Source organism: Pseudomonas sp. D3-10 (genome assembly GCF_051132175.1).
Lineage (GTDB): Bacteria > Pseudomonadota > Gammaproteobacteria > Pseudomonadales > Pseudomonadaceae > Aquipseudomonas.
Map to the genome: position 1 here is coordinate 494,170 of NZ_CP071668.1, position 20,222 is coordinate 514,391.

Consider the following 20,222-nt stretch of genomic DNA (forward strand, 5'->3'; position numbering starts at 1 on the left):
AATGTATCCGCGGTCCACGGGCTGACCTGGCACTCTTGCTCAATCCCCCCAGACCGTAGCGTTTCGGGTCGCGTGATAGTCGTAAAAACCTTGGAGAGTCCAGGTATCGCCGTGACGTTCGAACGCGGCGCGCCATGCACCTCTTCCTCCGCCAAAACCCAACTGGGCCATGTCGTACCAGTAATATCGGTTGATTTTTTTTGTGGTGATCCTGCCGGCACGGAGGTCATCCATGATCTCCATGACTTTCACCCTGGCGGTTCCCGGGAAATTGTCATATGACATCTGCGCCTCAGCCAATGGGCTGATCGTCACCGTGTACCTGGGAATAACGGTGGGAGCCTGCGGCGTGATAGCGGCTGGAGCAGAAGCGGAAGCCTGTCCGGTGACCTTGTTGGAGGCGGCTTGGGTGACCAGTTCGATATCGAAAGGGCTGTAGTTTTGAAGGGTTCTGGTGAAATTGTTGATGTCTTCTTCAGTGGTGAAAAACGCGCTTCGCTGGGTCTTGCCTCGGTTGACGATAATGTAGGGGATCTTGAAATTCCTGATCTCGGTGAGTAACCCGGGTCTGTGTCGACGGGCCCTTTCTTTCCTGAATTCGTCGATGATCTTGGCCTGATACTCCGGCGAATCCAGGTACGCTTGCCTTGCGGCCGCCACAGCTGGCCCGTCCCCGGTAAACATCGTGTCCAACTTGGCGTCCATGGAGTTTTCCACGTACTTCACCGTGTCGGTAATATCCTTGGCTATCCTGTCGGCAGCCTCTTTTTTCTTTCCCGTTTTCGGGACGATCACAATGTATTTCGCACCCGTGACGTTGTCGGGCAATATCGTTGTGCTTACTTTGAGTTGATGGTCGAGGGTGAACTCATCCTTGTGCTTGACCAGCGTCTCATACAGCCGCATTTTTTGCGGCGGGGTGAGGGAAAAGTGTTTTCCTTTTTGAAGATTGTCATTCGTTCGCTCAACCAGTTCCCAAATACAGATTTTATTGGCCAGGTTCTTACGGTGAGCTTTATGCCTGGCAAAATTCTGTCGATTTACGGTTCTCATCAACGAGCGGTAAGTCTCGACGTCGGTGGCGCCAACGTCATCGATACTTTCCTTGAGTATGCGTTCGGCCAAGGTCTCAGGCATCGTGCGGACGACACGCTTCGTCATGTCGACGACTTCGCGAGGCAGGTCATGCCCGTTGGGCAGCACGCCCTCCACCAGTGCGTTGAAGGTTCGATCTTCGGCACGCTCCGGATCCCGGCTGAAATACCCTCCTCCGCCGAGCAGACGCTGCCGCTCCTGCACGGTCCATTGGCCGTTTTCCCACGTCACTGCGCGCTGGTCCGTGCGGTTGCTCGGTGTGTAGATGACTTGTTCGCCGTTCTGGAAAGCCGTTTTGAAGTAATCCTTCCCGAGCTTCAGATAACCCTGTCCCTGCACATCCCTATAGAGGCTGCGCCCCTCGGGCAGCAGCCCCTTGCCATCGAAGCCTTTGAGCTGGAACGGCTTTAGCTGCGGGTCCGGCATGCGAGGCAGCGATGCCAAGGCCGGATGGGCCTTGCCCCGACGCCGTGTCGCGCGGGCCATGATCAAGTCTTGCCCGCCCTCGGCCAGCACCTCACCCAGCCCGCGGATGAAATCGCTCGTCCACTGGCCGACGCTGCCGTCTTCATCCTGTATCGCCGAGACGGCGGCACCGCCTGCCAGGGTCGGCAAGATCGCTCGTCCCAATATCCCACCCAAGCGGCCCACCGGAACCATGGACATAGCCCCGGTCAACAGGGCTACACCGTTGCGACGCCCTTCCCGAGCCGCCGCGCTGTCGCGTTCGGCGTTGCTCACTGTCAGGGTTTGTACCGTTTTGAGGACATGGGTTATCTGCGTTTCATGCAACGCCTTCAACAGGTCTCCCTCGATCACGGGCGAAGTGACTTTGAAGGCGAAATCGTTTCGAGCCCTGTCCCTTGTCCATTTGAAAACCGATTGCGTGACCTTTTTTATTTTCGCTTGGACGGTCAGGTCATCTTCTGCCGGCAACATGCCTGCGACCTGAGCGGCTTGCTCCGGCAACGGAAGATGGGAGATCAGCCAGCGGGTCATCTCCGGGGTGGCCGTGAGGGTCTGCGCCAACGCTGTTTGCAACGCCCGTCCGCTGCCTGATGCATCCACGTCCCTGAAGGTTTTTCCGTCCGGCGCACCCGGCGTGTACAAGGTCAACGAAGGACGGCTGGCGAATGACTTCACTCCGAACGCAAGCAGGTCCTTCAATACGCTGTCGCCCCAATGCAATTGCCGGACGACCACTTCATGCCCGTTGACCTTGCCACGTCCCGCCGATCCAGGGCGGTCCAGTGCCGCCAGGACCAGCTTCAAGCCGGTGTTGTCCTTGTCGTGTCGCAGGTCTCCCGAGATATGGGCCGCCCACACCTGGGCCCGCATGTGCTTTGCTTTCACACCCATCCATTGAGTCTGGCGCTCCCGTGCCATGCGTTGCAGCACAGCCGGAAGGCGCGCACCCACGTCGGCCCGCTCGATGACATCGACAATCTGTGCAAAGCTCAACGGGCCAACGACGGTGTGGTGGGCTGCCTGGCGCTCATCATTCGTCAGGTTGGACATCGCCCAGTCCGTCAGCAAGCGCGTGTCGTCCTGGAACGCTTTGGCACTGCCCATTGAGACCCCAGACCCGAACGGTGAATGGCCCGTCGGCGCGTGCGGATCGACTGTCTCTTTTCGGATACTCAAGGTTATGTCGTCAGGATCAGCCGCTGGGTACTTCGCTTTGATGAAGCCGGCCAGCAGCGTGCGAGCCTGGTCCCGAATGGCCTGCGCAGTGCCCATTGAAACCGGGTCCGGCGGCGCCGCCATATCGGTGAGGGTTTCTTGTAAGGCCTGCGTCGCCTGCCACCACGCCAGACGGTCGCTGCCGATGATATGGGGGCTGGCGTGCAGCCAATGATGCAGGCTCTTGAGCTTCAGCCGAAACTCACGTTCGTCCAGGGCGCATGCCAGATCCAATCGCATTCCAAGGTCCGCTGCGGCGTCCAGCCGATGCATCCAACCGGAGATGTTTTCCCCGTCGACAACATCGCTCGACAAGGCATCGCGGATGGCGGCTTTTTGCGTTGTCCGCACGTCCGTGACCAGACGCGTCAGGAAGTTTTGCTCCAACGGCACGAGTTCCACCTCATCTGCGGTGCTGTCGCCTATGAAGGAAATCTTCAGTTGCTTTGAATCTTCGTAGACCTCCAACGGCCTACCGGGACGGTACAGCACGGCACCTCCCCATTCCACGTCCGCGTCATGTCGCGACAGGACAGCGGCGCTGGTTACCGGAACGGACAATCCCCAATCATTGAAAGCGGCGATCAGGCTGTACACCCCGGGCCTGGTACCCTCCGCCAGCTGGTTACGAGACGCCGCGTCCGGCGCCGACAGCGAATCCATTATCGCCTTATGCATCGGCGGGCTCAGCGTTTTGTCATGCAGATGAAGGTTCGCCAGTGCCGTGAGTTGCGCAGCGAGTTCGTTCGCCAACCACTCACTGACGTTTCGTCCCTGGCTGAACGCGGCCGGCGTATCCCAGAAGTCATCCAGCGCTGTCATGAGCAGCTGTTCATAAGCGACTGGCGTGGTACCGAGCAGTCGCTGGAATTGTTTTTTCGCCGCGGGACTGTTCAGGGCGGTGGGCACTCGCTTGGAGCCGTCCATTTCCACGACTATTTCAAGGCTGTCCAGATCAGCAAAGCTATCGCTGATATCTACCTGGCCGGCAATGGCGCGCCAGAAAAAATGTTTAAGGCCGGCAATATTTTCATTTTTTTGTCTGGAGCTTTGCCCGTTGGGTTCACGTTCCGATTGAGAGAGCCGGGCCTTCTGCGATGTGCGCACGAAAAGCTGATCGACCGCCATATCGCCCGCGACGGTGGGGAAGGTTCGCTTGAACCAATATTCCAAGTGTTGCCTGGTGACCCGGCAAGGACGTGGCGCGGCCTTGCTCAGGTTTATCATTTGCCGCTGCGAGGCGCTGACCTGGCGTGTCGATTCGGCACTGGGATCGCTGGCGCCATTGCCCTGTGGGATGTTGGGCTGGGGCGGTGAGTCGTTATCCAACATGGGCTCTTCCTGGGAAAGTTTCGGAAGAGGCAAGCTATTGGAGAACGCCGACGCAGGAGCGGTAAATAAATACCGCACGATGGGAAGGGCGACGGTGCAGTCGTCAGCTTCGGGTTACGAATTTCGGGGATGTGGATATTCCTTGTATTGCAGGAATGCCAGAATTGCGTCGCGAGTAGCTTGCGGTTGCTCTTCAAGGAGCCAGTGCCCGGTATTTTTCAATATCAGCGAGTGTGGTTGCGCGGCAATGCAAGCGGCCTGCTCGATCAGCGTCCGCCCCCGGGAATGATCGCCGCCGATGGTGAGTACCGGACCCGTCAGCTTGTTCCTGGAAAACTCCAGGTTGTCCTTGGCGTCGTGTTCCACCCAGGCTGAGTAAAGTTTGAATGCGGCCTCCATTCGGCCAGGCCGGGCGTAGTCCGTTACCAGGGCCTGGCGCACTTCATCCGGCACTTTGTCGTTGCCTTCGAAGACAAAGTCATCGAAGAACAGGTCCAGGTAGGTTCTTTCCTGCCCCTTGATCAAGGTGATAGCTGTTTTGCCAAAAAACCGGAAATGCCATTTGCTCGCGATGCCGGTTGACGGGTCGCCGTTGTAGGCACTTTCCCATCCGGGAATACCGGGAAGGAATCCGTCCATCAATATCAGGTGCTTGGTGTCATCTGGATAAAGCGCGGCGTAGGCGTAGGCAATGATCAACCCCATATCGTGGCCAATGATATCGACTTGCTTGAGCTTCAGATGTATCACCAATTCGCGCAGGTCATGGGCCAGGTTTTTCTTGTCATACCCAGCGCTGGAAATATCCGTTTCACCCGCGCCGCGATAGTCAGGAACGATGAGGGTAAAACCCGCCCGAACCAACGGCCCGATCAACGGCTCCCAGTTGCGCCAACTGCCCGGAAACCCATGCACCAGCAGGACCGGCTGCTCACCATCGCCGCAGATCACATAGTGCAGGCATATTCCATTCACATGTGCGTAAGCGTGCGTCAGCTTCACATCGTCAACCACCACGTTCTGTTCCCCGGCCGTGGTTGCGCTGTGGGGTGAGGAAGACGTGGAGACGACGCCTGACCAGGTTATCGTGTCCATCAGTTTCTTATCCATCGGCGGGCCGTAGTTGTTAGAGATCAACATACGAGTGGTGGCTCGGAGGGCGAACAGCCGGCCGAACGTTGACCTAAAACATCCTTGGGGTTGAGGAATGTTTTTCGTGTTTAGAATCTGGAACCGCTTTGAAGCTTTTGGATACTGTCAGAGTTGACAGGTCCGACGGGCGGTGAATTCATGGCGAGATTTGGATTTTTGGCTGGTGGTCGGGAACGTGACCCTAGCGCGAGGTTCAAGGGTTTTGTTGTGGGAAGTTTCGGAAATTATGTACTCCGATTTCTGATCTTTGCTTGGCGTCTCCTGGCCCGAGGTTGAGCGCGAGAGCGCTGCTCAGCACGATGATCGCCCTATGATGATTATTGTGGACGGACGTTCAGCCAGCATCATTAAGGCCATCAGCAGAGTGGTTGGCGGTACCAGATAAAGGGCCATGGATGCCCAGCACATGTTGCACCTCGTTCGGCAGGCTCGGTGCGAATGTGTCGGAGAAGGAGTTTGAAAGGGGGGCCAGTTAGTCTGCTGGGGGCCGCTGCGCAGCCCAGCGGGAGCAAGCTCCCTCGCCACAAGGGCGCGTCTGGGTAGAGGCCTGTGGGAGCGAGCTTGCTCGCGATGACGTCAGTAGATCCGGCATCACCGGTACTGATTCACCGCTAGCTCGCTGCCACAGTGGATTTAGCTATGTAAGCCCCAAATCCTGACTACTGCACCTTCGCCAGATCCCCTTTCAACGCTACCCCGGCCATGATTGCCCCAGCGTGGCATTCATAGGTCGTGGGGTCCTTGCGCTCGTTGCGCTTGTAGAAGCTGACGATGTTGGTGACGGCGTTGGCGCCGGCGTTTTTCGCGGCCTCGTGCAGGCTGATCAGGGCTGATTGCAGTACCCATTCGCAGGCCGCTTCGTCGGACTTGTTGAACGCGTTGGTTTTCTTGTTGGTGACCGCTCCCGGGCTGACCACGGAGACGTTGCCGGCCGGTTTGTGGCCGGCCAGGTAGAACTTCACGCTGCCGTCGATTTTGCCGGTGCGGATGGCTTCGGCGACCACTTTGTCGAATGGCAGGTACAACGCGGTATCACGGGCCTGGCTGAGGCTTGGCAAGGCGCCGAGCAACAGGGCGGCGGTTACAGCGATTTTCTTCAACGGCATCATGGTCTCCTTGACCAGAGGATTGATGGGAATCAATGCCAGCGACGGAAAATCAGCGAGGTATTGACCCCGCCGAAGGCAAAATTGTTGTTCATCACGTATTCGTTGCTCATCGCGCGAAACTCACTGCGCAAGTAGTCGAGTGTGCCGCATTCGGGGTCGACCTCATCGAGGTTGAGCGTGTGTACATACAGGTCGCGGTTGAGCATCTCGATGCTGAACCAGGACTCCAGCGCACCGCAGGCGCCCAGGGTGTGGCCCAAAAAGCTTTTCTGCGAGCTGATGGGCATGTGTTCGCCGAACAGGCTGCTGGTGGCCAGGGTCTCGGCGACGTCGCCCTGCTCAGTGGCCGTGCCGTGGCCGTTGACGTAGCCAATGGCGGACGGTTCGAGGCCGGCATCCTCCAGGGCCAGTTCCATGGCCCGGCGCATGGTGCTCAACTCGGGACGGGTGGCGTGCTGGCCGTCGGCGTTGCTGCCAAAGCCGACGATTTCGGCATGGATCCGTGCGCCACGGGCCAAGGCATGTTCCAGTTCTTCGAGCACCAGCATGCCGGCGCCTTCGCCGATCACCAGGCCATCGCGGCCCTTGTCGTAGGGACGCGGGCTGGTCTGCGGGGCATCGTTTTTCAGGCTGGTGGCGTAGAGCGCATCGAAGACCATCGCTTCGGTCGGGCACAGTTCTTCCGCGCCGCCGGCGAGCATCAGCGGCAAGCGGCCGAACTTGATTGCTTCGTAGGCATAGCCGATGCCGTGGCTGCCGCTGGTGCAGGCACTGGACGTTGGGATCAACCGTCCGGTCAGGCCGAAGAAGATGCTGATGTTGGCCGCCGTGGTGTGGGGCATCATCCGCACATAGGAGTTGGCGTTCAGCCCTTCGGCCACGCTGTTGAGCAGCATGTTGCCGAAGGCCTTGATCTCATCGGTGCTGCCAGTGGACGAGCCGCAGGATACGCCCATGCGCCCGTCCTTGATCGACGGGTCGCCCAGTAGGCCAGCGTCGGCCAGGGCCTGCTCAGCCGAGGCCACCGCCAGGCGTGAGACCCGGCCCATGCTGCGCAACTGCTTGCGCGTCCAATGGGCCGGGACCTGGAAATCGTCGATGGGCCCGGCCAGGCGAGTGTTCAGTTCGGTGAAACGGTCCCACTCATCCATGCGCCGGATGCCGCTGCGGTTGGCGGCGAAGTTGGCGGCGATGGTCTCCCAGTCGCTGCCGATGGAGGTGATGCCGGCCATGCCGGTGACGACGACGCGCTTCATCAGCACAAGCCTCCGTTGACGGCCAGGACTTGCCGAGTGATGTATCCAGCTTCGGCGGACATCAGGAAGTTCACCGCGCCGGCGACTTCTTCCGGGGTGCCCATGCGCTGGGCGGGGATCATCTTCATCAATTCTTCCACGGGTACGTTTTCATCGAGCATGGCGGTGTCGATCAACCCCGGCGCGACGCAATTGACCGTGATCTTGCGCTTGCCCAGTTCGATGGCCAACGCCTTGGCCGCGCCGATCAAGCCGGCTTTCGAGGCGCTGTAGTTGACCTGGCCACGGTTGCCGATCAGGCCGGACACTGACGTGATACAGACGATTCGTCCCGCGGCGCGGCGTCGGATCATCGGCATCATCACCGGGTGCAGCACGTTATAGAAACCGTCGAGGTTGGTGCGCAGCACGCTGTCCCAGTCGTCTTCGCTGAGGGCCGCAAAGGCGCCGTCGCGGGTCAGGCCGGCGTTGAGCACTACGCCGTAATAGGCGCCGTGGGTTTCGACGTCGGCTTCGAGGGCGGCCTTGCAGGCGGCGCGGTCGGACACGTCGAATTGCAGGACGCGGGCGTTGCGGCCCAGCGCTTGGATGTCTGCCAGGACCGCTTCGGCTTCGGCGCGGCCGCTGCGGCAATGCAAGACGATATCGTGCCCGGCCTGGGCCAGGCGCAAGGCGATGGCGCGGCCGATGCCACGGCTGGAGCCGGTGACCAGTACGGATTCAGTCATGGCTGGGTTCCTGTTGCGGAAGTTTCATTGAGGTACTGGGCAGCATGGGGCGGACGAAATACGTTCAGTCGCGCCGTGGCATGGATGCCCGGCGCGTGGATGTGGCATTCGAACACACCCATGCCGTTGTCGTCTTCCAGGGAGCGCACGCCATGGATGGCCAGTTCAGTGTCGAGAGGGAAATGCTCGACGTTGCATTCGAACTTGCGGGTCCCGAGCAAAAAGCCCAGCTCCACTGCATCGCCGCGCTGGCGAGCGTGGCAACCGGCGAACGCCGCGACGCTCTGGGCCATCAATTCGATGCCGACCCAGGCCGGCAGCGCGCCGTCTTCACGGTTGAACAAGCCGCCGGGCTTGACCGTGGCGAGTGCATGGATCTGTTCGTCATCGAAGGACACGACCCGGTCGATGAGAATCATGTCGCCCGCATGGGGCAGCAATTCGGCGAGCGGCCAGTCGATCATTGGGCGTCTCCGATAATGAGGCTGACGTTGTTGCCGCCGAAGGCAAACGAGTTGCTCATCAGGCGTCGGGGGAAGGTCGGGTTCAGGCGGGCACGGCTATCTATCCAGTCCAGCGCCGGCAGCTCGGGGTCCGCCTGGCCGTCCCAAAGGTGGGGTGGCAAGGCCTGGGCGACGTTGTCAGGGCTCAGGGTCAGCCAGCAGAAAGCCGCTTCCAACGCGCCCGCCGCCCCAAGCGTGTGGCCAGTCATGGGCTTGGTGGACGAGCAGGGCACGCCCGCCGGAAACAATCCAGCCACCGCATGGCTTTCCATGGCGTCGTTATGTTGCGTGGCGGTGCCGTGCAGGTTCAGGTAGTCGATCTGGCTGGCGTCCAGGCCGGCACAGCGCAGGGCTTTTTCCATCGCCTGGCGGGCGCCGCGACCGCTGGGTTCCGGCGCGGAAATGTGGTGCGCGTCAGAACTGGCGCCATCCCCGAGCAGGGCGATCGAATGGCCGTCGCCTGGCGTCTTGCTCATGAGAAACAGCACAGCCGCCTCGCCAATGTTGATACCGCTGCGGTTCACCGAAAACGGGTTGCAGCGCTCGTTCGACACCGCTTCCAGCGCAGAGAAACCGTTCAAGGTCAGTTTGCATAAACTGTCCACGCCACCGCACAGCACCGCATCGCACAAGCCCAGGTCCAGGAGGCGACGGGCGCTCATCAAGGCCCGCGCGCTGGAGGTGCAGGCGGTGGAGATCACATAGGAGGGCCCGCTCAAGCCAAGCCAGTCGGAAAGGAAATTGGCCGGCGCGCTGAGTTCTTGTTGCTGGTAATCGTAGCCTTCGGGGAACCGCTGCTCGCGCAGGTAATGGGCAATGCCCTGGCTGGCCTCGTCGATGCCCGAGGTGCTGGTGCCCAGAACGATACCGATGCGCGCGGGGCCGTACGCCTCGATGGCCTGGTCGATGTCAGCACGAATCTGCAACCCCGCTTCGAGCAGCAGTTGATTGTTGCGGCTGCGTTGCGCCGCCAGTGCCTCGGGGATGGGGGCCAGTTCTCCCCTTACCGCAGCCACCGGCAATGCCCGCTCGGCCACCCAGCCGGCTTCGACGCGCACGCCCGAGCAATCGCCGGCAAACAGGTTGCGCGCGACGTTTTGTTTGTCCCGGCCCAAGGAGCAGATGACCCCGAGGGCGTTCAGATAAGCGGTCATGGTGCGCTCTCGGTCAGCGGTGTGATGCGGTAGTGCGGGCCTTGAGGCAGGCGCAGCTCAAAATCCAGGGGCCGTTTGTAGCGCACCTGCCAACGCGCATCGAGGGCTCGTTCGACACCGTGTTGCCGGGCGACGGGGTAGCGATCGGCAAGCTCGGTTTCCGGGGTCAAGGCGAACAATAGCGCAGCGAACAATTCCCGCGCCTCGGCATTGGGCGGCAGCAGACCGTCGGCTTGCCATTGGTTGTCCACCAGGCGCTGGCGCGCCAGGGGAATGCCCAGCGGGTCCATCATCGACCAGCGTATGCCGGTGTTTTCACGCTGGATCACCAACAGCCAATCCTGGCGCTGGCCGTCCAGTTGCCGCTCGATGTGCAATTGCAGCGGCAGCGCCAGGGTTGGCATGCGCTCGGGCAGCGGCGCGTGGCTGGCGCAGGCACTGAGCAGCAGCAGGCAACCGATCAACAGGCAGCGGATCATGTGGCGGTCCCTTCGAGCGGCTTGCGTGCCACCACGTTGACCAAGGTTTCTTCGCGCTCGCCGAACGGCTTGGGCCGGCGCAGGCCCCAACGCTCCAGGAGGCCGAAGTCCTTGGCGCGGCTCCACCACAGGAACGGATAGGACACGTTGCGGTCCTCGAACTGGAAGCCTTGGTTGCGGATCATCGCCAAGTATTGCGCGGCGCTTTTCTGCACGTGCATGGGATGGCGGAACAGCCAGCGGATCACCCAGGTATCGATGTAGGCTTCGGTGGATTCGGCAAACAGCAGGTAGCCGCCGGGCTTGAGCACCCGATAGAACTCGGCGAGGGCTTTTTCCTGTTCCACCAGGTGGTGAAAGGTCTGGTGGCAGAACAGCAGGTCGACGCTGGCATCGGGCACGGCCAAGGTCGCGCAATCGCTGCCGATCAGTTCCACGGCCATGCCCTGGCGAGCGGCTTCTTGGGCGCTCAGGTCCAGGCTGTGGGGGTCGGCGTCCACGCCAATCAGGCGTTGCGGCGCGAATGCCTGGCGCAGGTACTGGAACGACTTGCCCTGGCCGCAACCGGCATCCAGCAGCACCGGATTGGAAGGCGGCGCGGTATTGAACAGACCGCGCAGATCCTCGACCGCCACGCGCAGCACATGATGCTGCCAGGTGTGGCTGCGCAGGAACCAGAAGCCGAAGCGGGTTTCTTGGACGTAGTTATCGCTCAGGTAGCTCATGGTTGTTTGCTCATGGCGCTGGGCTCGCGCAGATTTCCGAGAGCACGCGCAGGCGCCGCTTGGGTTCGCTGACGAACGGGTTGCGTTGATCCCAGGCATAGCCGGCGAGGATCGAACTGATCATCCGGCGGATGTCGGCGGAGCCTTCGGTGTAGTAGATCACGTCCTGGAACGTGCCGGCATACCAGCCTTCGACGTAGCAGCGGAACGTGTCGACGCCGCGTTTCAGTGGCTCGGCGAATTCGCCCTGCCAATCCACCTGCTCGCCTTGCAACTGACGATGCAGCACGCCGGCGGCCATGCTCGCCGAGCGCATGGCGATGGTCACGCCGGAAGAAAACACCGGATCGAGGAATTCCGCGGCGTTGCCCAGCAGGGCAAAGCCAGGGCCGTGCAGGGTCTTCACGTTGGCCGAGTAGCCACCGATGGTCCGCGCCGGAGTATCCCACGCAGCATTGGCCAGCACGCCGGACAGGCTTGGGGTCTCGTCGATAAAGCCGCGCAGGCAGGCATCGAGGTCATTGGTGCGGCCCGCGAAATGTTCCGCTGCCGCGACCACGCCCACCGAGCAACGCCCATCGCTGAAGGGGATGGTCCAGAACCACACGTCGCGTTTCGTCGGATGGGTGGTGATGAGGATCTTCTCGCGATCGAATACCGGGCTGTCGATGCGGTCCTCGATGTGAGTGAACACGGCCTGGCGCACCGGGAAATTGGACGGCGCCTCAAGGTCCAGCAGGCGCGGCAGGACCCGGCCATAGCCACTGGCGTCAAGGACGAAATCCGCCTCGACCCGGTACTCGCTGCCATCCTCGCGCTGCACGCCCAGTTGCGGCCTGGCGAGGCTGAAATCAACGTTGGCAATGGCCTGGCCGTAGCGAATTTCCACCCCTTGCAGGGCCGCCTGGTCGGCCAGCAACTTGTCGAAGTCGGCGCGCTGGACCTGGAACGTAGTGGGCTTGCCCTCGCTGAAAGTGTCGCCGAAATCGAAGGCGCTGTAGCGCTCGCCCCAGGCGAATGCAGCGCCGTTCTTGCGCTGGAACCCAGCGGCATTGACCGCGTCGAGCATGCCGGCTTCTTCGACAAAATCCAGACAGTGGGACAACAGGCTCTCGCCGATGGAGAACCGCGGGAAATGCTGGCGCTCGATGACCAGCACATCATGCCCCTTGCGCTTGAGCAGCGCGGCGGCGATGGCGCCGGAAGGGCCTGCGCCAATGATGACGACCTGTCGACGTTCCATTTCAACTGTTGACACTGGGGCTCCTGGCCGGGACGGCGTGCGAAGGAATACGGTGAAAACCGGCCAGGGCCGGCAGCAAAGTCGCGATCAAACCCATCAGCATCAGCGCGAAGTACAGCGCGTGGCTGATGAGTTGTTGTTGCAGCAGCAGATTGAGGAAGACGATTTCACTCAAGCCGCGAATATTCAGCAAGATACTTTCCCGCACGCGGCTGGCGCCGGCGAAGGACGCCCCGGCCCAGCCGAGCCCAAGCCAGTTGCCCAGCAGTTTGCTGGCAATGGGCAACAGCAGCAACGCCCCCAGCTGGGCCCAGCCGAGGCTGTCCATCGCGCTGTGCACGTTGATCTGCACGATACCGAACGTCAGGATCAACGGGATGGCCAGGTAGGTCTGCAACCTGTTCATCCACTCGGCGCCGAGGGGCAATACCAGCGGCACCTTGAGCGCGGCCATGCACAGCAGGTAGCCGATGCCGACGATGAGCGCATTGAGTCGGTAATGTTCGGCCACCACCAGCAGGGCGAAGAACAGGCCGCTGTGCAGCAACGGTTGGCGCAGGCCCGCCAATCGCAGCAGCATCGGCAGGCAGGCACCGGCCAGCGGCAGCAACAGGTTGCCCAGGTGCAGGCTGCCCTGGGCCAGGGCGAACAGGCTCCAGCAGATCAGGTCGATCAGGATGGCCGTCTGTACCAATCGGCGAGTGGCGGCGGGCGGGTAGGCGATATGGCGCAGGTACAGGTACAGCACCGGTATCGCCGTGATCGCGAACAGCAGCCCCACCGCCAGCGAGCTGATCCAGGGCTGGGGTGGCAGCAGCCAGAACGCGGTCGCCAAGCCACAGGCAAACGGTACGCCAAAGCTTGGCAGGGCAATCTTCACGCTCTGGCGGTCCAGGCGCAGGTCGATCACATCGCTGAGGATATGCCCCAGCAACAGGGCGAAGGCGAGGCTGTAGAGATTCTTCAACCACACGGGCTCGACCAGTTGCGCACCGCTGAGGTGCCAGCCCGGCTCGATCCAGCCATACATCAACAAGGGCAGGCCGAACGTCGCCAGCAGCAATTGGCTGACGATGGGGATCAGCCCGAAGCGTCGCCCGGCCAGCGTCGCCACGGCGAACAGCGCCAGGGCCATGACCCAGAACAGCGCCGTCATCATTGGACCGGCTCCGCAGCGCTGGACCCATGGGGTTGACGCCCGGCCCACGGTGCAAGCAGGAAGCTGAACGCCAATCCGAGGCTTACCGCCAGGCCGAAATTACTCACCGCCGGTGTGCTGGAAAGCGCCAGCAGGCCGAACGACAGCCAGGTGGTGATCGCCGCCAGCAGCGTACCCAGCAGGCTCACGGCGGCTCCGCCAATCTGCTCACGCATCAGGATCGCGTAGTCGACGCCGATGGCGGTCACCAGCAACAGGCCGAACAGGCTGAACAGCGTCAGCGGCTGTCCCAGCCAGCCGAGGCTCGCCAGACTGCACAGCGCTGCCAGGAGCGGCAGGGCGACAACGCGCAACGCGCCGCCAGCCCCGAACGGCCAGATCAGCACCAGGACGATCAGCACGCAGGAGGCCAGTTTCAATTCGGCGGCGCTGACCTGCGTGGCGGCAAAGACGCGATTGAGGTCACCCAGGCGATCGACCAATTGCACGCCGGGCAAGTCAACCGCCTGCACCCGCAGCAACGCGGCATCGTTCAAGCCTTGCAGGCTGACCACCGCCGCCACGCCTTGCGCTGTCGGGCCGAGCCAGAGGGTGCGATAGGGTTCTGCGAGCGGGCCGGTCAGCGCGGCGTCGATGTCGGTCACTGGCAGGGCCTGCAATTGCTGCAACTGCGCTTGCAACGCGGCAACCGGCACGCCGACGTCCAGCAATGGCTGCCAGAACGCCGGCAACCGGGCCAGGGCCTCACGGATTTTTTGTTGCTCGGCGGGCGGGCTGACCAGTTGATTGAGAGACAGGTAGCCCTGGAGTTTTTCCAAGCCGATCAACTGGTCCAGCCGCTCGTTGAGGGCGGTCTGGCGCTCCAGCAGTTGCGCTTGGTCGTCGGCACGGATCAGGAAAAACTGGCTGGTGGGCTGGAAACCGGTGATGCGAGCCACATCGCGGGCTTCGTCGGTCAGCTGCTGGGGCGTGCCGATCCACTGGCGGATGTCGTTCTTGCTGCTCAGTTGCCATAGGCCACCGCCACAGAAGGCCAACAGCAACGCCAACAGGACGGGCGTGCGCACCCGGGCCAGCAGCGCTTCTCGCCACTGGAGCATGGCTTCGCACACCCGCAGCGGCCACTGTGCGGGACGCAAGTCCGCCCGCTTGAGCAACGCCGGCAACAGGCAGACCGCCGTCAGGTAGGCGCCGACCAGGCCTGCGGCGGAGAAGATGGCGATCTGGGTCAGGGCCGGGAAAGGTGTCCAGGCCAGTGCGAGGTAGCCGATGCAGGTGGTCGCCAGGCTCAGGCTCAGGCCCGGCAGGGTCAAGCGCAGCGCCGGCCAGCTGCGCCACGGCTTGAGGCTCCAGCTCTTGGACAGATAATGCAGTGGGTAATCCACGGCGACGCCGATCAAGCTCGAACCCAAGACCAGGGTCATGACGTGCATGCGACCGAACACCGCCACGCAGGCCACCGCGCCGAACAACATGCCCACCAGCACCGGCACGAACGCCAGCCACACGGCAAAGCGGCGGAAGGCCAGCAACAACAACAACAGGATGCCCACCGTTGCGCCGCCGCCGACCCAAGTGATTTCCCGCGAGGCCTGTTGCTGTCCGCTGGCGGCGTAAAGCAGGCCGCTGGCCGCCAAGAGATTGCCCTGGGCCTGGCTCGCGTGCTCGCGGCTGCGTTGCAGCAGCTCGGCCACCTGCAGGGGCAGGTTCATGTCGAAGGCATTGCCCTGGGTGCGTGCCCGCAACATGACCCAATGCTTGCCGTCGGCTTCGGCAACCAGCGCACCGCTGCCGACGTCCAGCTCGATGGCGCCGCGCTGGGGCTGGCTGTTCTGGATGCGCCCGGTCAGGCCTAGCCAGTCGTCCTGGCTCGGCACCAGGCTGAAGCCACTGAACGGGTCGAACAGCGCTTGCACCCGTTGCTGGATAAATGCCTCGGGCTGGTCGATCAACTGTTGCCGATCAGTTGCCGACAGCATGGCCAGCCGGCCGTCGAGCAATTGCCTGCGCAGCGCAGGCAGGTCGGCTTCAAGCGTCCACTGGACCTTGTCGAACAGGCCGCTGGCCTGCCATTGCTCGCCCAGGCTGCGGGCCAGGGCGATGGCTTGCTGGCGGTCGGCGTGGCCGACGAGCACCAACACTTCGCGGTTCAGTGGTTCCTGCATGCGTTGTTCAGCGATCAGCTCCAGCGCATCCGGCGATGTGCCCGGCACCAGTTCCATCAGGTTCGCCGACAACGGCGCACCGTTGCGCCATTGCCAACCGGCGAGCGCCAGCACTGCCAGCAGCAGGATCAAGAACAGCCACGGCAGCCTCCGTTCACTCGGAAAAGTCATGTTGCTCCGCTTCGCTCAAGGGTTGCGTGCTGGTGCTCTCGCGCATAAGCAGGACGGTACTGTCGCCTTGGGCTTCCAGCAGTTCAATGCGCTGGACCAATTGGCCGCCGTCAATGTTGATCTGGTGGAAGACCTGCTTGAGCAGCGCCGAGCGTGGGGTCAGGGTGAGTCTCCATTGTTGCGGCTCCCCCGACAGGTTCAGTTCAAAGTCACGCTGCAAGCCACTGCTGTCGCCCTGCAACACCGCCAGGAACAACCGGTTCTGCTGGGCGCCGGCGCTTTTGTTCGGCAGTATCTGCCAGGTGCTGCCGTCCCGCCGGGCTATGCCTTTGGCGGTGATGCGATAGTCCTGTTGCAGCGGCGTTTGCAGCAGCCACAGCAGGCCCTGGTTTTTCGCCAGCACGAAGCGGCCCTTGCTGACGAGGGGCTGGGGCAGGGCGCGCAGGTGTTTTTCCTGGATGAACTGGCCGTGGATCACGTCCGGGCGCGCCAGTTGATCGCTCAATTGCTGCAGGTCGAACGCCTGGGCCAGCGGCGACAGGCTGCACAGCAGCAGCCAGGTGAGCAGGCGCTTCATGACAGTTTCCTCTCGACCGCTTCGACAAACACCCGAGGCGAGGCCAGCAGCATCTCGCGAGTGGCCATGTCCACGGCCACTTGCACGGAACTGGCGCGGGTGAAGCGTTCGCCGGTTGCGGCGTCACTGATCAGGTAGTTGATCTTCAGCCGGTTTTCCCACTCCACCAGACTGGCGCGCACGGTCAGGGTCTGGCCGAACACGGCACCGCGTACGTAGCGCAACTGCAGGTCGATCACCGGCCACGCATGCCCCGATTCGAGCATGTCGTTGTAGTTGTGGCCGATCAGGTCGAGCAGGGCACAGCGGGCCACTTCCAGGTATTTGACGTAGTGGCCGTGCCAGACCACGTTCATCGAGTCGACGTCAAAAAACGGCACCACGATCTGGGTGTCGACGTGCAGAACGCCTTGGCTACGCATGCAGCCTCCAGTGTTGTTCGGCAATGCGTTGCAGGCACAGGCGCAGTTCGCCTTCCAGGGCGCGGTCTTCAATGACCGGCGGGAAATCCTCGGTCAGTTGCTCGTGCATCGTGGCCAGGGCCGGTGGCAGCGGTCGTGCGTCTTCGGCGCGGCTGCGCAGCCAGACGCCCTGGTTGGCGGCCAACAAGGTGGCGGCGGCGACCTGTTCGGTCAGCTCCAGCACGCGGATCGCGTCTCGGGCAGCGATGGTGCCCATGCTCACCTTGTCTTGGTTGTGGCACTCGGTAGAGCGCGAGAACACGCTGGCCGGCATCGTGTTTTTCAGGGCTTCGGCGGTCCAGGCGCTGGTGCCGATCTGCACGGCCTTGAAGCCGTGGTTGAGCATCGCCCGCTCGGCGCTGGCGCCGGACAGGTTGCTAGGCAGGCCATGGTTGTATCGCTCGTCCACCAGCAGGGCGAGCTGGCGATCCAGCAGATCGGCGACGTTGGCCACCAGATTCTTCAGGCTGTCCATGGCGAAGGCGATGTGCCCACCGTAGAAGTGCCCGCCGTGGAGCACGCGCTCGGCTTCGGCGTCGATGATCGGATTGTCGTTGGCGCTGTTGAGTTCGGTTTCGATGAACCCGCGCAGCCAGCCCAGGCTGTCGGCCAATACCCCGAGCACATGCGGGGCGCAGCGCAGGGAGTAGCGATCTTGCAGACGATGCAACGGCGCGGTCGGGGCGTCGATGGCCAGGTCCTTGCGCAGCCACGCGGCGACCTGCATCTGCCCCGGGTGCGGCTTGGCGGCGAACAGGCGTTCGTCGAAGTGTTCCGGATTGCCTTGCAGGGCGACCACGTTCAGCGCGGTGATGCGGGTCGCCAGTTGCAGCAGGTAGTCGGCGCGGGCAAAGGCCAGGCAGGCCAGGCCGGTCATCACGGCGGTGCCGTTCATCAGCGCCAAGGCTTCCTTTGGCCGCAGCACCAGCGGCGTCCAGCCCAGCTCGCGGTGCACGTCGGCGGCCAGGCGGCGTTCGCCACGGAACATGACCTCCCGTTCACCGGACAACGTAGCGGCGACGTAGGACAGCGGAGTCAAATCGCCACTGGCGCCCACCGAACCTTCTTCCGGAATCAGCGGCAGGATGTCGTGCTTGAGGAAGGCCTGGAGCCGTTCCAGCAGTTCCACCCGCACCCCCGACACACCGTGGCACAGCGACTGCAAACGGGCCGCGAGCACGGCGCGAGTGGCTTGGGCATCGAGCAGTTTGCCCAGGCCGCAGCCGTGGAAGGTGTAGAGGTGACGGGGCAGGGCCTCGACGTGGTGCAACGGCACGGCCACCACGCAAGAGTCGCCGTAGCCGGTGGTCACGCCATAGATGACGCCTTCCTTGTCCAGCAGGGAATCGAGGAACTGCGCACCCTTGGCAATGCGCTGGCGGAACGTCGGATCATCCTGCAATTGCGTCGGCGCCTGACGGTTGGCCAGGGCCAGCACATCTTCAATGCGCAGGGGGCGTTCGCCGAAGGTTACCGGCTCAAGAGTGGGCATCGTCATCGGTCTTCCAGAAAGGGTAAAAGTTGAACCACTGTTGTGGCCCCTGGAGGCAATATTGCGCCAGGCGTTCGGCGTACAAGCCGGCCCAATGGGCAATCACGTGGTCGCGTTCGTTGCGCTTCCACACCACGGCATCGGCGAACGGTTCGAGGGTGACGCGATAGTGTCCTTCGTGCTTGAGACACATCAGCAGGTTGACCGGGCATTTCAGCAGGCCGGCCAACAGCCAGGGGCCTTGCGGGAATGCCGCCGGATACCCCATGAAGTCCACCGTCACGCTGCGCCCGCCATGCAGCGGTACGCGATCGCCAGCGATCGCCAGCCACTCACCGCGCTCCAGGCGTTCGCTCAGTTGCAGCATGATCACCGGGTTTAGCTCGCTGACCTGGATCAGCCGCAAGTGCGTGGCGCCGGCTTCGCCCAGCAAGCGATTGAATTGCTCGGCGTGCTTGGTATGCACCAGCACGTTCATGGTGACCTTTTCACCCAGTTCGGCCAGGGCTCGGCACATTTCCAGGTTGCCCAGGTGTGCGCCGACCAACATCTGCCCTCGCGTGTCGCGCAAATGGTTGCGCAGCAGCGCCGGGTCGACGATTTCGATCTGCTCGATGCTTAGCTTGCCGTTCCAGACGTCGAGCTTGTCCAGCAGGGAGTCGGCGAAGGCCATGAATTGCCCAAAGACTCGACGGTGGGTCGGGCGCAACTCGGGGCGGCCGCTCCAGTCGGCGAGGCGCTGCTGATACTGCCAGGCCGCCTGCCGGGCGCTGCGACCAAAAACGAAGAAGTACAGGACGATGCCGTACAGCACCGGTGTCAGCAGCCGACGGCCCAACACCTTGGCGGCAAACGCGGTGAGTTTCATCAGCCAGAAGCTACCGCGCTCCTGGCGATCCGCCCAGTGCTGCTGGTTTGTGCTCATGGGCGCCACCGTTGCCAGAGAATCACCGGCAAGCGCACCAGCATGCCGAAGAACAGCCGGGTGTGCATGCGAGAAATCAGCACATTGTCGTGGAACAGGCGAAAGTGCGAGACCCCGTCCAGAGGGTAATGGACCCGCGTGCGCAGCCAGCGCATCGGCTGGTTGCGCCAGGACAGGCGCACAAGGATGTCCGAGTCGAAATCCATGCGCTTGCCGATATTTGCCGAGTCGATCAGTGCCAGGGTCGGTGCCAGGGGATAGACCCGGAAACCGCACATCGAATCGCGGATCTGCAGGGACAGGCTGTTGATCCAGACCATCACGTGGGTCAGGTAGCGTGCGTAAAGGCGGCCTTTCGGCACGCTGGCGTCGTACAGGGGGTAACCGCAGATCAGCGCGTCGGGATGAGCGCTGGATTGTTCGATGAAGGTGCGTACGTCGCCCAGGTCGTGCTGCCCGTCGGCGTCGACCTGCAAGGCGTGACTGAAACCCAGGCGCGCGGCCTCCCGCAGCCCGGTCATCACCGCGCCGCCCTTGCCCTGATTGACGGCCAGCCGCACCAGGTGAACCCGTTCGTTTTCAGCCAATTGTTCGAGCACCGCCGCGCAAGCCGCGCTACTGGCATCGTCCACCAGCACGCAGGGCAAGCCGTTGCCGAGCAATGCCTGGACCACCGTTGCGATGGCGGTTTCGTGGTTGTAGACCGGGATGACGGCGCAGGGGTTATGCATGGGCTCTGCACCTGTGCCAAAGGAATTCTTTGTGGCGAGGGAGCTTGCTCCCGCTCGGTTGCGTAGCAACCGCAAAAAAAGC

At 62.5% G+C, this 20,222-nt stretch carries 17 protein-coding genes; all 17 read right to left on the bottom strand.

What is annotated here, in order from left to right; translation table 11 throughout:
- Positions 1-39: 39 nt before the first annotated feature.
- The 17 genes from J3P90_RS02160 to J3P90_RS02240 all read right to left on the bottom strand — a co-directional run bounded on the left by J3P90_RS02160 (position 40) and on the right by J3P90_RS02240 (position 20,140).
- Positions 40-4,110 (bottom strand): dermonecrotic toxin domain-containing protein, encoded by a 4,071-nt coding sequence (locus J3P90_RS02160; RefSeq protein WP_434675765.1) that lies wholly within the window; start codon positions 4,108-4,110, stop codon positions 40-42.
- Between the two features lie 114 nt (positions 4,111-4,224).
- Positions 4,225-5,205, bottom strand: a complete 981-nt coding sequence (locus J3P90_RS02165) for an alpha/beta fold hydrolase (protein WP_434675766.1) — start codon at positions 5,203-5,205, stop codon at positions 4,225-4,227.
- Between the two features lie 716 nt (positions 5,206-5,921).
- Positions 5,922-6,368 (bottom strand): excinuclease, encoded by a 447-nt coding sequence (locus J3P90_RS02170; protein ID WP_434561056.1) that lies wholly within the window; start codon positions 6,366-6,368, stop codon positions 5,922-5,924.
- 32 nt (positions 6,369-6,400) lie between these two features.
- Positions 6,401-7,627, bottom strand: a complete 1,227-nt coding sequence (locus tag J3P90_RS02175; protein ID WP_420767068.1) for a beta-ketoacyl-ACP synthase — start codon at positions 7,625-7,627, stop codon at positions 6,401-6,403.
- A complete protein-coding gene (gene fabG / locus J3P90_RS02180) occupies positions 7,627-8,355 on the bottom strand; it encodes a 3-oxoacyl-ACP reductase FabG (protein WP_420767069.1) in 729 nt (242 codons plus the stop codon). Before fabG ends, J3P90_RS02175 begins: the two co-directional genes overlap by 1 nt.
- A complete protein-coding gene (locus tag J3P90_RS02185) occupies positions 8,352-8,819 on the bottom strand; it encodes a hotdog family protein (RefSeq protein WP_420767070.1) in 468 nt (155 codons plus the stop codon). The genes fabG and J3P90_RS02185 overlap by 4 nt, the downstream gene beginning before the upstream one ends.
- Positions 8,816-10,012: a beta-ketoacyl-[acyl-carrier-protein] synthase family protein gene (locus J3P90_RS02190; RefSeq protein ID WP_434608185.1), complete on the bottom strand. Its 1,197-nt coding sequence runs from the start codon at positions 10,010-10,012 to the stop codon at positions 8,816-8,818. The genes J3P90_RS02185 and J3P90_RS02190 overlap by 4 nt, the downstream gene beginning before the upstream one ends.
- Positions 10,009-10,491, bottom strand: coding sequence for a DUF3261 domain-containing protein (locus J3P90_RS02195; protein ID WP_420767072.1), 483 nt, complete (start codon positions 10,489-10,491; stop codon positions 10,009-10,011). Before J3P90_RS02195 ends, J3P90_RS02190 begins: the two co-directional genes overlap by 4 nt.
- Positions 10,488-11,216, bottom strand: a complete 729-nt coding sequence (locus J3P90_RS02200) for a class I SAM-dependent methyltransferase (protein ID WP_434675767.1) — start codon at positions 11,214-11,216, stop codon at positions 10,488-10,490. The genes J3P90_RS02195 and J3P90_RS02200 overlap by 4 nt, the downstream gene beginning before the upstream one ends.
- Before the next feature lie 10 nt (positions 11,217-11,226).
- A complete protein-coding gene (locus tag J3P90_RS02205) occupies positions 11,227-12,474 on the bottom strand; it encodes an NAD(P)/FAD-dependent oxidoreductase (RefSeq protein ID WP_434561048.1) in 1,248 nt (415 codons plus the stop codon).
- Positions 12,461-13,618: a sodium:proton antiporter gene (locus tag J3P90_RS02210; RefSeq protein ID WP_434608182.1), complete on the bottom strand. Its 1,158-nt coding sequence runs from the start codon at positions 13,616-13,618 to the stop codon at positions 12,461-12,463. Before J3P90_RS02210 ends, J3P90_RS02205 begins: the two co-directional genes overlap by 14 nt.
- Entirely contained in the window at positions 13,615-15,954 is a 2,340-nt protein-coding gene (locus tag J3P90_RS02215; protein ID WP_434675768.1) for an MMPL family transporter, read from the bottom strand. Before J3P90_RS02215 ends, J3P90_RS02210 begins: the two co-directional genes overlap by 4 nt.
- Entirely contained in the window at positions 15,938-16,531 is a 594-nt protein-coding gene (locus J3P90_RS02220; protein WP_434608177.1) for an outer membrane lipoprotein carrier protein LolA, read from the bottom strand. The genes J3P90_RS02215 and J3P90_RS02220 overlap by 17 nt, the downstream gene beginning before the upstream one ends.
- Positions 16,528-16,953, bottom strand: a complete 426-nt coding sequence (locus J3P90_RS02225) for an acyl-CoA thioesterase (protein ID WP_030140957.1) — start codon at positions 16,951-16,953, stop codon at positions 16,528-16,530. The genes J3P90_RS02220 and J3P90_RS02225 overlap by 4 nt, the downstream gene beginning before the upstream one ends.
- Positions 16,946-18,490 (bottom strand): HAL/PAL/TAL family ammonia-lyase, encoded by a 1,545-nt coding sequence (locus tag J3P90_RS02230; protein WP_420767079.1) that lies wholly within the window; start codon positions 18,488-18,490, stop codon positions 16,946-16,948. Before J3P90_RS02230 ends, J3P90_RS02225 begins: the two co-directional genes overlap by 8 nt.
- The gene (locus J3P90_RS02235) at positions 18,471-19,409 is read right to left on the bottom strand and encodes a glycosyl transferase (RefSeq protein WP_434649193.1); all 939 of its coding nucleotides are present in this window, start codon (positions 19,407-19,409) and stop codon (positions 18,471-18,473) included. Before J3P90_RS02235 ends, J3P90_RS02230 begins: the two co-directional genes overlap by 20 nt.
- A complete protein-coding gene (locus J3P90_RS02240; RefSeq protein ID WP_434561038.1) occupies positions 19,406-20,140 on the bottom strand; it encodes a glycosyltransferase family 2 protein in 735 nt (244 codons plus the stop codon). The genes J3P90_RS02235 and J3P90_RS02240 overlap by 4 nt, the downstream gene beginning before the upstream one ends.
- Positions 20,141-20,222 lie beyond the last annotated feature (82 nt).